This window comes from Enterococcus sp. GPZ-007, from assembly GCF_059374735.1.
This window is the reverse complement of record NZ_JCAFYN010000027.1, coordinates 19,671-32,395: the sequence shown is the minus strand read 5'-3', so window position 1 is coordinate 32,395 and position 12,725 is coordinate 19,671. Positions and strand designations below refer to the sequence as shown.

9 protein-coding genes and 1 riboswitch are annotated in these 12,725 nt (G+C 40.2%); all 9 genes read right to left on the bottom strand.

Annotated elements, in window-relative coordinates:
• Positions 1-8: 8 nt before the first annotated feature.
• The 9 genes from AC4J95_RS13800 to purH all read right to left on the bottom strand — a co-directional run bounded on the left by AC4J95_RS13800 (position 9) and on the right by purH (position 12,638).
• Entirely contained in the window at positions 9-986 is a 978-nt protein-coding gene (locus tag AC4J95_RS13800; protein ID WP_494550376.1) for an alpha-ketoacid dehydrogenase subunit beta, read from the bottom strand.
• A gap of 2 nt (positions 987-988) precedes the next feature.
• Entirely contained in the window at positions 989-2,098 is a 1,110-nt protein-coding gene (gene pdhA / locus AC4J95_RS13795; protein WP_494550375.1) for a pyruvate dehydrogenase (acetyl-transferring) E1 component subunit alpha, read from the bottom strand.
• Between the two features lie 391 nt (positions 2,099-2,489).
• Positions 2,490-5,096, bottom strand: coding sequence for a magnesium-translocating P-type ATPase (mgtA, locus tag AC4J95_RS13790; protein ID WP_494550397.1), 2,607 nt, complete (start codon positions 5,094-5,096; stop codon positions 2,490-2,492).
• A gap of 291 nt (positions 5,097-5,387) precedes the next feature.
• Positions 5,388-5,553, bottom strand: a riboswitch (M-box (ykoK) riboswitch).
• 43 nt (positions 5,554-5,596) lie between these two features.
• Positions 5,597-6,322, bottom strand: a complete 726-nt coding sequence (locus AC4J95_RS13785) for a nitroreductase family protein (RefSeq protein ID WP_494550374.1) — start codon at positions 6,320-6,322, stop codon at positions 5,597-5,599.
• Positions 6,323-7,744, bottom strand: coding sequence for an aminotransferase-like domain-containing protein (locus AC4J95_RS13780; RefSeq protein WP_494550373.1), 1,422 nt, complete (start codon positions 7,742-7,744; stop codon positions 6,323-6,325).
• Between the two features lie 124 nt (positions 7,745-7,868).
• Entirely contained in the window at positions 7,869-8,846 is a 978-nt protein-coding gene (gene guaC / locus AC4J95_RS13775) for a GMP reductase (RefSeq protein ID WP_316402949.1), read from the bottom strand.
• A gap of 239 nt (positions 8,847-9,085) precedes the next feature.
• Positions 9,086-9,514, bottom strand: a complete 429-nt coding sequence (locus tag AC4J95_RS13770) for a DUF3788 family protein (protein ID WP_316402948.1) — start codon at positions 9,512-9,514, stop codon at positions 9,086-9,088.
• Between the two features lie 325 nt (positions 9,515-9,839).
• Positions 9,840-11,090: a phosphoribosylamine--glycine ligase gene (gene purD / locus AC4J95_RS13765; protein ID WP_494550372.1), complete on the bottom strand. Its 1,251-nt coding sequence runs from the start codon at positions 11,088-11,090 to the stop codon at positions 9,840-9,842.
• Positions 11,091-11,105: 15 nt separating this feature from the next.
• The gene (gene purH, locus AC4J95_RS13760) at positions 11,106-12,638 is read right to left on the bottom strand and encodes a bifunctional phosphoribosylaminoimidazolecarboxamide formyltransferase/IMP cyclohydrolase (protein ID WP_494550371.1); all 1,533 of its coding nucleotides are present in this window, start codon (positions 12,636-12,638) and stop codon (positions 11,106-11,108) included.
• Between the last annotated feature and the right edge of the window lie 87 nt (positions 12,639-12,725).

Below are 12,725 nucleotides of genomic sequence, written 5' to 3'. Positions count from 1 at the left end.
TCCTTCTGTTAAAATTCTACGATTTCTTTTACTTTTGCTTCGATATCTGCTGCATTTGGCAACCAGATACCTTCCGCTTGTCCGAATGGGAAAACCGTATCTGGAGCAGAAACACGTCCAATTGGTGCTTCCAATGAAAGAATTGCCCGCTCAGAGATTTCTGAGATTACTTGTGCAGCCACACCCGCTTGTTTTTGTGCTTCTTGAACAACAACCACACGACCCGTTTTTTCAACTGATTTGATGATTGTTTCAACATCAAGCGGTGCTACTGTCCGTAGGTCAATGATTTCTGCATTAATGTTTTCTTTTGCTAGATTATCCGCCGCTTTAATCGCTTCACGAACCATCGCGCCGTAAGTAATGATGGAAACATCTGTACCTTCTTTAGTAACGGCTGCTTTGTCTAATGGCACTTCGTAGATTCCTTCTGGAACTTCTTCACGGAAGGAACGATACAATTTCATGTGTTCTAAGAATACAACTGGGTCATTGTTGCGAATTGATGCGATCAACAAGCCTTTTGCATCATAAGGATTTGACGGAATAACCACGCGTAAGCCTGGAGATTGAGCCATTAATCCTTCTAAGTTATCTGAGTGAAGCTCTGGTGTATGAACGCCACCCCCGAATGGCGCACGGATCGTAACTGGTAAGTTCCGAGTGTTTCCCATACGGTAACGAGTACGAGCCATTTGACCAACGATTTCATCCATCGCTTCAAAAACGAAGCCAAAGAATTGAATTTCAGGTACTGGACGGAAGCCTTGCAAGGCTAAACCAAAAGCAAGTCCACCAATACCAGATTCAGCTAATGGAGTATCGAATACTTGATCTTCACCGAATTTTTCTTGCAGACCTTCAGTAGCACGGAATACACCGCCGTTTTTACCAACGTCTTCACCGAAGATCAATACTTCTTTATCTTTTTCAAGCATCAGAGCTAAGGCATCTGTAATTGCTTGGATCATTGTTTTTTGTGCCATGATTATTTCGACTCCTTCGCTTCATAGAATTCAATTTGTTCTTTGATATTTTGTGGTTGCACTTCATACATATTTTTCAAGAAATCAGAAACCTTTTGTTTTGGTACACGGTCAGCATCAGTGATCGCTTGTTTAATTTCTTCTTTTGTTGCTTCAATTACTTTTTCTTCTTGCTCTTCTGACCATAAGCCTTTTTCCGTCAAGTATTTACGGAAACGAACCAATGGATCTTTCTTCGTCCATTCATCGTCCATTTCTTTTGAACGGTAACGTGTTGGGTCATCCCCAGATAAGGTATGTGGACCATAACGGTAAGTCAATGTTTCAATTAAAACAGGACCATTACCATTGGCTGCCCATTCACGAGCTTTTTTAGATACATAATAAACGGCTAATGGATCCATTCCATCTACTTGGATTCCTGGGATTCCAGCAGCAACAGCCTTTTGCGCTAACGTTTTCGCAGCTGTTTGTTTCTCACGAGGAGTAGAGATTGCAAAGCCATTATTTTGAATATAAAATACAGCGTTTGCATGATAGGCCCCTACAAAGTTGATCGCTTCATAGAAATCTCCTTGGGATGAACCGCCATCACCTGTATAAGTGAAGACTACGTTTTTACTGTTACGTTTTTTTAAGCCTAAAGCCACACCGGCAGCTTGTACATATTGAGCTCCGATAATGATTTGTGGTGGTAAAGCCTGTAACTCAGCAGGATAATTATTTCCGGCAACATGGCCACGTGACCATAAGAAAGCTTCTGCTAGAGGCAATCCATGTTTGATCAATTGTGGGACATCACGATAGCCTGGCAATAAAACGTCCTCTTTTTCAAATGCAAAATGACTAGCTAATTGACTTGCCTCTTGGCCAGCAGTTGGCGCGAAGAATCCTAAACGTCCTTGACGGTTCAACGCAGTCGAACGTTGGTCTAAAACACGTGACCAAACCATTGAAGTCATCAATTCTACAAGTTCTTCATCAGATAATTCAGGAACTAGATTCTCATTTACAATTTTTCCATCCTCATCCAGCGCTTGGTACACGGGGAAATCCGCGTTTACATCTTTTAGTAAGGCTTCAAAATCAATCGTTAACTCTTTTTCTGCCATGGTGTCACACTTTCCTCTCTTAAGTAAATTAAGTCTTGTTATCAGTGCAACAGCAAGTCAATCTGTATTATTGCTGTTGCCCCTTCCTCTCTAAATTAGCATTTTTGTATTCAATTGACAACAAACTTGCTCACCGATTCTGAACGAATTGAAGCGTTTCACTTTTCATGCTTGTGAAAGTAACAGCAGCCCATTTCTAATAATTAATAACAGCGATTGTATGAACGAAAGTTGATTCGGTAAAAAAAGAGCGAATTTGCCATAATAACTGCTGTTTGATCGTAAAAATTGGATTAAAATGAATCAATCAAAACCCCCTGTATCCCAAGATTTGTGGTGATTTTTCACAAAAAAAGAAACAGAATAGCCACACAGGCCATTCTGTTATAGTTCAGATCCATTCTTTTGCAATTTTTATATAAAGTACTTTTCCCAATTGTGTTGCTACCATATATGCAGCCACGATACCGACATACCATAGCCAGTAATTGCTTGGCAGATGTACAAAATCAAATTGTTCAGCCAATGGTGTTAACACTACTAAAGCACCAACTACCACAGCCAGTAATAGGCTGATAAAAACCTGCGGTGCTGGTCGACTTTGAAGAAACGGAATTTTCTTTGTCCGTACCATCAAGACAACCAGTGCTTGTGTTGTCAACCCGATCATGAACCAGCCTGTTTGGAACAAATTTTGTGAGGCAATGGTATTCGCGCCGAAAACAAACCACATGACTAAGAAAGTAATGATATCGAAGACTGAACTGATTGGCCCGATACACACGGTAAATTTCAACAGTCCTTTGGTTTCCCATTTCGTAGGCGCATGTAGTTCTTCTTCGTCCACATTGTCCCAAGGGATCGTCAATTGTGCAAAATCGTAAATCAGATTTTGCAACAGCAATTGAATCGAGAGCATAGGTAGAAATGGCAAGAAGGCACTAGCAATTAAAATCGAGAAGACATTCCCAAAATTGGAACTGATCGTGATTTTAATATATTTCATCATATTACTGAAAACACGACGACCTTCAATTACACCATTTTCCAACACACCTAAGCTTTTTTCTAACAAAATGATCGAGCTAGCATCCTTTGTAATATCGGCTGCAGTATCAACAGAAATGCCCACATCCGCCTTTCTCAGCGCCGGTGCATCATTGATCCCGTCACCCATGAAACCGACTGTATGACCTTTGCTTTGCAAAGATTCAATGATCCGTGATTTTTGCATTGGATTCAACTTCGCAAATAAGTTCATCTTTTCAGCAACTTGATACAATTCATCATCTGACAGATCATCGATTTGATTTCCTAAAACATAGTCATCTGCTGGGATCCCCACATCTTGACAAACTTTTTGCGCTACGATGGCATTGTCACCCGTCAAAACCTTTACGGCAACACCGTGTTCATGTAAAGATTTAATCGCAGGTTTAGCTGAAGCTTTCGCTGGATCTAGGAAACCCATGAAGCCGATCAAGGTCATATCTTTTTCATCATCTGTTGAATAAATTGCTTCGTCATGTGCATCGCGACGTACAGCAACTGTGATTACCCGCATTCCTTGACGATTCATTTTTTCATTGACTGTTTGCATTTGCTGGCGAATTTCTGGTGTTAATTCTATTTTTTCGCCGTTGATCTCAACATATTTACAGATTGCAGCCATTTCTTCGACTGCACCTTTTGTGATCATCAATTGATGTTCGTCTGTTTTCATTACGACCGTCAAACGACGACGAGAAAAATCAAAGGGAATTTCATCAATTTTTTGCACTTCTTGATAAGGCAAGTGACGTTCTTGTTCTTCAAAATAGTTAATCACGGCAATATCCATCAAGTTTTTCCAACCAGTTTGATACGTTGAATTCATGAAAGCCAGATCCAAAACTTGTTCGTTTTCGTTTCCTAAGGGATCTAAATGTTGGACAAGTACAACTCGATCTTCCGTGATCGTTCCGGTTTTATCCGTACATAAGACATCCATGCTGCCTAAGTTTTGGATCGAAGCCAATTCCTTCACGATGACTTTGTGTTTGGATAGCGTCAATGCGCCCTTTGCTAAATTCGAGCTCACGATCATCGGCAGCATTTCAGGTGTCAAGCCAACCGCAACCGCAATCGCGAAGAAGAATGCGCTGCTCCAGTCACCTTTTGTTAATCCATTGATCAGAAAAACTAGTGGAAATAGGATCATAACCATCCGTAATAATAGCTTACTGACTCTGGTCAATCCCAGATCAAAGGAAGTTCTTCCACGTTTTGAAGTGGCATTTTTGGCGATATCGCCGAAGAATGTTTGCTGTCCAGTTTTTAGAATGATCGCTTTCCCTTGACCACTTAACACGTCTGTTCCCATAAAGACTAGATTTGTTAAGTCCAACGCTGTCGTTTCTTCAGTTAATTTTTTATCTTTTGCAAGATATTTCTCGACAGGTATTGATTCTCCCGTTAACGATGATTGGTTGACGAAAAGGTCCTTCGTCCAAATCAAAACAGCATCTGCTGGAATCATATCGCCAGTCGCTAACGTCAAAATGTCACCAGGTACTACCTCATCCATAGGAATTTCCTTTGTTTCTCCATTGCGGGTAATTGCAGCTGTGTTTTCGATCATCTCTTTTAATTCAATACTTGCTTTTTGCGAACGGTATTCTTGGATAAACGTAATCAAAACACTGGCTAAAATCATGATTGTCATTACAACTGACGCTTCCATGTCATTAGTCAGCAAAGAGACTAGCGCTAAAGCTGCCAAAACATAGACAAATGGATCATTGAAGGCTTGTAAGAATAGCAAAATTGCTGGAGTTGGTTTTTGCGCAGACACTTCATTTGGACCATACTCTTCCAATCGGCTTTGCGCGTCTTCTTCCGACAGCCCTTGCAATGAGGTTCGCAGGTTTAGAAAAAGATCACGATCAGACAAGATCGCTAATTTTTTTAGTTCTTGGTCTTTGTTTACTTTGCGAGCAAGAAGGTTTTTTCTGTTCATCATAATGGTTCCTCCTAAAATTCAGGACAACCTTAGTCGCCCTACTATATTTACTTTTGGGTCGACTATCTTCATGATCCATCTTCCTCACATCCTTTCGTTGGTTAGGGTGAAACATCCAGCATGTATACTCCAGGGAACTGACAGCTAGCTCCGAGTAAAGAAATTATTTTTTCAAAACCGGAAAAAATAATTCTATTGTCGTACGCATACGATTCTACTAAGGCGCTGAAGCACGAAGTAGAACACGCAAATAAGCGCGTACTCGAAAATGAGCACGCGCGAAAAATTCATTCATGTTCATCGTCGAGCTTTAGCACTATACGGCGTAGACAGAATCTGTCAGCTACGTTATGAATCACCTTCACGATGATCCCTGTTATACCCATTGGCGTCTCTCGACATTTTTGGGCAGCAGCCTGTGTCCATATAGGAGCCTCACCTAACAATTAATTTACTTTTCATCCTTACTATAAGTCACTTATCTTTAACTGTCAAACTTAAGACTGAAAGAATTTGTTAATTTTCAGAAATTCATCAACTTTTTTGTTTGGCGTATTTCCAAAGTAGTCCGCAAATTTCTTACTCCAAAGCTTTGTTTCACGAGCTTCAGCAAATTTTTCCATTGTGTCATCATAATCTTCAATAACTGAATAATCATACTCTTGATACGTATCATAATGGATTACAGCTTCCTCAGGTAAACGTGGTTTGAGCTCCATTTCCACATTCGGTTTGCCGATGCTTAACCCGGCGATTGGCAGCACATAATCAGGTAAATTTAATAATTTGCTTACCTCAACAATATCCTTGCGAATCGACCCGACTACCACCGAGCCCAATCCCAGAGCCTCTGTGGCAATTACTGCATTTTCCAAAGCCAAAGCAGTATCAGTCACTGCCGTGATTAAAGGGTCAATCCCTTCATTTATGCGATAATCAACATTATAATGAGCTGCTACTTTTTGTGTTCGTTTTAAGTCAGCAACAAAAATTAAGAAAACTGAGCTATGAAGCATGTGTGGATTCCCTGGGTTCATTTCCACCATTTTTTTACGAATGCCACGATCCCTCACCACGATAATGCTGTACATTTGTCCATTCATCCAACTTGGTGCTTGACGACTTGCCCGAAGAATTTTCTGCAGCTCTTCCTCTGATAATTGATACTCTTCATCGAAATTACGATATGTTCGATGTTGATTCATAACCTCTAACGCTTCCATTTAACTCCTCCTTAGCTCTTTTGAGATTGTCTCCAATTTTGTGAAAAATTGTTGCCGTGTCTGTTTAGTCATCCGAGTGTAATTCACCCTCATTGCCATTGTATCATTACTAAATAGAAATGCGGGGGCGATCAATAATTTTTCTCTGAGAAAAATATCCCAGTCTTTTCTAGTTAATTTTTGGTGACGCCATGTCAAATAAACATAGATTCCACCGTTTATTGTTGAAATGCTCCAATCCTCCACAATTGATTTTGCACCTTCAGTAAACTCTTGTGCCTGTCGCTTTAAAGCAATGACTAGCTCTGCCTGATTTTGTTCAAAGCGAGGATCCTTCAACGCTGTATGGGCGATCACCTGCGGAAAAATACTGATTGAAAAGTCCATCATTTGTTTTGCTTCCGATAATCGTTGAATCAGGTCCTGATCAGCGACAATCCAACCGATCTTAATCGACGACCCAAATATTTTTGACAAAGAGCCAAGATGAATTACCTGATGAGGAGCCAGTTCCTTCAACGAAGGCGGTATCGTGCTAAAGTTCATCTCACTAAATACTTCATCTTCAACGATTGGCAGCTGGTATTTGCGACTGAGTTCAATCAACTCGTTACGGCGTTTTTCCGACATCGTGGAACCGGTCGGATTTTGAAAAGTTGGATTTAAAATGATCAGTTTGATTTTTTTGGTCAAAATCAGTTGCTCCAGCTTATCAATCCGCATACCTTCCTGATCCATTTCTACCCCGTATAGTTTGACGCCGGCACTCGCAAAAATCGGCAATGAATATAAGAAAGATGGGTCTTCAATCGCAACACTGTCGCCACTTTGCAGCATGACTTGTAATAGTAGGAACATCGCCTGCTGAGCACCAGATGTGATTAACACTTGATTAGCGGAAACGTCGATTTTTTGTTCCTGCTTAATACGCTGACAAATCACCTGTTGCAAAGGCTTATATCCTAATGGACTTTGCTTTCGCTCCTCTAGCAAAAGCTCTTCCCAAGTATAGGATGGAAAACGAAAATCAGGGATTAAGCTTAATGGTAACTCTCCAGAATATAGATCAATTGTTTCTGGATCATTTCGTAATATTTGGGCTTTCTCCACAAAAGGCTCTTTTGGAAGAGCTTCCTGAGTAAATAAGCTGCGCCAATCGACACGTGGTATTGTACTTCGTCCCCAGTTTCCTTCATTAACGATCGTTCCACTGCCCTGCCGCCGCAAAACCCAACCAAGACTGACCAATTCTTCCAATGCGTGAACGACTGTTGAACGATTTACTTGATAATAGTCTGCGAGTTTCCGTTCTGCCGGTAGTTTATCGCCTGGATGCAACGTTCCATCCTGAATGTACGTAATGATTTGTTCGATAATCTGTTGATATATCGGTATTGATTTATTTTCTGCTAACTCCCACATACTCATCCCTCATTTATTATTGGATGATTTAACGCTAACCCAATTTCGAATCGCTGTCAATCAAGCATTAAAAAAAGACACACCAACATTATTGGTATGTCTTTAAAAAGTTTTCTAAAAAGCATTAAATGGTATCTCCATTGAAGATCGAATTCTTCACAACAACATAATCAACTTTCTGCAAGGCTTCGATATCTTTTCCGCCAGCATACGAGATAGATGATTGTAAATCCTGCTGCATTTCAACTAAAGTGTCTTTTAAAGAACCTTTATACGGAATCCAGATTTTCTTGCCTTCGACATTTTTCTTTTCCCCTTTTTGGAATTCAGAAGCGCTACCGAAGTATTCTTTGTAAACAACACCGTCTTCGACCATTGTTTCACCAGGTGATTCTTCGTGTCCAGCAAATAAAGAACCGATCATGACCATTGTTGCACCAAAACGAATCGATTTAGCGATATCACCATGAGTACGTATTCCGCCATCTGCAATAATTGGTTTACGTGCTGCTTTGGCACACCAGCTCAGTGCCGCCAATTGCCAGCCACCAGTCCCAAAACCAGTTTTGATTTTAGTGATACAAACTTTTCCTGGTCCTATGCCCAGTTTCGTTGCATCTGCTCCGGCATTCTCTAACTCACGAACGGCTTCAGGCGTACCGACATTTCCAGCAATAACAAAAGTATCTGGTAGATGCTTTTTAATGTGTTTAATCATATTGATTACAGGATCTGAATGTCCATGAGCAATATCGATAGTAATGTAGTCTGGGTTTAATTTTTCTGAAGCTAATTGTTTTACAAAATCGTATTCATATCCTTTTACCCCAACGCTAATTGAAGTAAATAAGCCGCGAGACTGCATTTTCTTTATGAAGGGAATTCGTTCTTCTTCATAAAAACGATGCATAATATAGAAGTAACCATTTTCTGCCAAAAACTCTGCGATATTTTCATCGATGATCGTCTGCATATTGGCTGGTACGACAGGCATCTTAAAACTAAATTTTCCTAACTGGACGGTCGTATCACATTCTGATCGACTGTTCACAATACATTTGTTAGGAATTAACTGAATATCTTCATAATCAAATACTTTCATATTGGCCTCCAATGAATAAGATAACTATCTCATTTTGATGTAGTCACGCATGTCACCGCATTAAACGGGTCCAATGAAGTCTATTTTCTGTTTGCATAATTTTCTCTTCATTAAGTGAACTTAAAAACGCGACAGATAAAAAAACATAGGGCACTATCGCCCTATGTAATTTACAACATATTCATATAAAAAGCAAGCTGATTTTTAATTTTATTGCAAAAAACACGAACATTATCTTTTTATACCAAGGTATTCCTTAATTTTTTTGCTTGCAGACTAACTAAAAAGATAACATCTTCCATTTCCTCTTCATTCGTTACATTCATTTCGATCTGCTGAGTATTTATTGATACATCGTCAAACTTTTCCTTAAATTCATCAGACATCACTTTTACCATCGGAGTCAAATAGCTGATTCCAAAATCTGGAAACGGAGTAATCACCGAAAAATAGTTCTCGTGAATCTTGATGCGGCAAAGCAAACCGTCATATTGTTCTATTACTAACTGCCATCCTGTTTGTTTTTGGAAAATATACTTGATTTTCGGATCATAATGTCTCATGATCTGGGCTAATAAAATCTTTAAATACTGAGAATTTGGTAATCCTGACAGAATTGTCTGCAGCTCGTGTGTTTCATCATCAGCTTTGGATCGTTTCCTTTCCATGGTCCTCGCCTCTTTCATACGCTTTGGAACGAAAAATAATTCTAACTAATGTAATTGGCTCTATGAGTTAAATTCTTTTTATTTTTCTTCAAATTCCTATATTCTTTTAACGCTTTTTTCATATTTAGTTTACCACTTTAAATGAATGCTGTCATTTTTTAAATCTCGAGTCAAATTAACACAAAAGATGATACCTAAAACGAAATAAGTATTAAACCCTTTTTTTTGTTAAAAAACCAATAAAATGGTGGAAAATAAAAAGCCAAACGACCCTATTTCTATCACCTAAGATAGTCTAGAATCGCTTGGTTTCTTGTAATTATGTCTATTTAAATGATTTTGCACCAATGTCTTTACGGTAGAAGTACCCTGTAGTATCGACCGCCTCTAAAGCTGAATAAACCTTCTTTTGAGCCGCTTCGATCGTTTCTGCTTCTGCTTCTACTAAAAGCACACGACCACCTGATGCTTTAGTCGTTCCTTGATCATCGGTTACTCCTGCATAGTAAACATTTACCTGCTCATTAAAAGTTGGGATTGCCATTCCCTTCTGATAACTATTAGGATATCCTTCTGCTGCTACTACTACTCCAACTGAAGCTTGTTCGCTCCATGTTAAGTCAGGTTCACGATCATTCAAAAGATCGTCGATAATTTGCGCAAGATCACTAGTTAAGCGCGGGAGAACGACTTGTGTTTCAGGATCACCAAAGCGAGCATTGAACTCGATCACTTTAGGACCAGCCTCAGTCGCAATCAAACCAGCATATAGAATCCCTGTGAACGGCGTATCGTTTTTCATCATTCCCAAAGCTGCAGCCTTTAAGATTTTCTCTACCGCTGTATCGACCATTTCAGTTGGAATTTGCGGTACTGGCGAATAAGCGCCCATTCCGCCGGTGTTAGGCCCCTTATCATTATCGTACGCCCGTTTGTGATCCTGTGAGATCACCATCGGATAAACTTTTTCATTTTTGACAAACGCTAGTAACGAAAATTCTTCACCCGCTAAGAATTCTTCCACGACAACCTTATCGCCACTTTCGCCAAAACGGTGATCCGTCATCATTTCTTTTAAAGCTTGTAAAGCTTCTTCTAAAGTCATCGCGACGGTTACACCTTTACCAGCGGCTAAACCATCCGCCTTAATCACAATCGGTGCACCTTTTTCTTTTACGTAAGCGCAAGCCGCTTCGTAGTCAGTAAAGGCTTCGTAGTCAGCCGTCGGGATCTGGTTGTCCACCATGATTTTTTTAGCAAATTCTTTTGAGCCTTCGATCATCGCAGCCGCCTTGTTCGGTCCGAAAACATTTAGTCCTGCCGCTTGAAAGTCATCAACGATTCCATTAAGCAATGGAACTTCCGGTCCAACAAAGGTCCAAGTAATCCCTTTTTCCTTTGCAAAAGTAATCAGATTCGCGTGATCATCTTCAGCAATGTCCACCAGTTGAATTCCATCATTTTTCATGCCAGGATTTCCTTTAGCACAATAGACATCCGACACTTTCGGACTTGCTAACATTTTTTTTGCGATAGCGTGTTCACGACCGCCACTGCCAATAATTAGTAATTTCATTGAAACCTCCTCAAATTAATGTCTAAAGTGACGAACACCAGTGAAGACCATCGCTACGCCATACTTATTAGCCATCGCGATTGAATCTTTGTCACGAATGCTTCCGCCAGGTTGAACGATTGCTTTGATCCCATGCTGCGCAGCGTATTCCACACTGTCATCCATTGGAAAGTAAGCATCACTGGCTAAAACAGCACCGTCCATCCGCCCTTTCGCTTCTTCTAAGGCGATTTTAACAGAACCAACTCGATTCATTTGTCCGGCACCGATACCGACTGTTTGATGTGCGTTAGCAACAACGATCGCATTTGATTTCACGTGCTTCACAGCTTTCCAAGCAAATGCTAAAGCCTTCAGCTCTTCTTCTGTTGGTTTGCGATCTGTCGCCACTTCCCATTCTTCCGGAATTTCTGCCACGACATCTTGATCTTGAACCAATAAGCCGCCTAAAACAGAAACGACTTCCTGCTGATTACTTGCTTGTTCGCTGAAATCCAAAGTCATCAAGCGTAGGTTTTTCTTGCCTGACAATACATCAAATGCTTCTTTACTAAAGCTTGGTGCAATGATGATTTCCAAGAATAACTTATGCATTTCCTCTGCTGTTTCCAGATCAACCTCACGATTAGCCACTAGGATTCCGCCGAAAATCGAGGTTGGGTCTGCTTCATAAGCGAAGTGATACGCTTCTGCGATCGTGCATCCACTACCGATTCCGCATGGATTCATATGTTTCAAGGCCACTACAGTCGGTTCAGTAAATTCTCTAGCGATTCGGATCGCCGCATCGGCATCTTTGATATTGTTGTAGGACAATTCTTTCCCGTGTAATTGTTGAGCACTTGCGATCGAATAAGTAACTGGTAAAGCATTTTGATAAAAAGCAGCCGTTTGATGGCTATTCTCACCATAACGCAAAGTTTGCTTCAAATCATAGGTCAATGTCATTTTTTCTGGTTCAACTTCGTCTACACACTTCGTCAAATAATCTGCGATCAGCGCATCGTAAGCTGCTGTATGACGGAAAACTTTCGCCGCTAAGCGTTTGCGCGTTTCTAAAGAAGTCGCTTGATTGCTTTTCACTTCTGCTAAAACAATTGCATAGTCTTTCGGATCAACAACTACGGTCACTGACGCGAAGTTTTTTGCGGCTGAACGCAGCATGCTTGGTCCGCCGATATCGATATTTTCAATCGCGTCTGCTTCAGTTACATCTGGTTTAGAAATTGTTTCTTTAAATGGATACAAGTTGACACAAACAAAATCGATCGGTTGGATATCGTGTTCATTCATAGCATCCATATGGTTTGATAAATCACGACGTCCTAACAAACCACCATGGATTTTAGGATGTAGAGTTTTTACGCGACCGTCCATCATTTCTGGAAAGCCGGTTACTTCATCGATACTTAGCGTTGGAATACCCGCTTCGTCTAAAACTTTTTTTGTTCCGCCAGTAGAAATAATCTCGATTCCTGCTTGAACCAAACCTTTTGTAAATTCTACAACTCCGGTTTTATCTGAAACACTAATCAATGCTCTTGTCATTATGACTCTCCTTATTCATACTAATGTATTCATTTTTCAGAAAACGAAAAATGAGTTTCTATTTTCATGCTGTAAACCATAAAAAAT

Excerpts from the sequence above, each read along its gene's own strand:
- AC4J95_RS13785 (WP_494550374.1), bottom strand. The coding sequence starts at position 6,322 with ATGGAAGCGTTAGAGGTTATGAATCAACATCGAACATATCGTAATTTC.
- guaC (WP_316402949.1), bottom strand. The coding sequence starts at position 8,846 with ATGAAAGTATTTGATTATGAAGATATTCAGTTAATTCCTAACAAATGT.
- purD (WP_494550372.1), bottom strand. The coding sequence starts at position 11,090 with ATGAAATTACTAATTATTGGCAGTGGCGGTCGTGAACACGCTATCGCA.
- mgtA (WP_494550397.1), bottom strand. The coding sequence starts at position 5,096 with ATGAACAGAAAAAACCTTCTTGCTCGCAAAGTAAACAAAGACCAAGAA.
- AC4J95_RS13800 (WP_494550376.1), bottom strand. The coding sequence starts at position 986 with ATGGCACAAAAAACAATGATCCAAGCAATTACAGATGCCTTAGCTCTG.
- pdhA (WP_494550375.1), bottom strand. The coding sequence starts at position 2,098 with ATGGCAGAAAAAGAGTTAACGATTGATTTTGAAGCCTTACTAAAAGAT.
- purH (WP_494550371.1), bottom strand. The coding sequence starts at position 12,638 with ATGACAAGAGCATTGATTAGTGTTTCAGATAAAACCGGAGTTGTAGAA.
- AC4J95_RS13780 (WP_494550373.1), bottom strand. The coding sequence starts at position 7,744 with ATGTGGGAGTTAGCAGAAAATAAATCAATACCGATATATCAACAGATT.
- AC4J95_RS13770 (WP_316402948.1), bottom strand. The coding sequence starts at position 9,514 with ATGGAAAGGAAACGATCCAAAGCTGATGATGAAACACACGAGCTGCAG.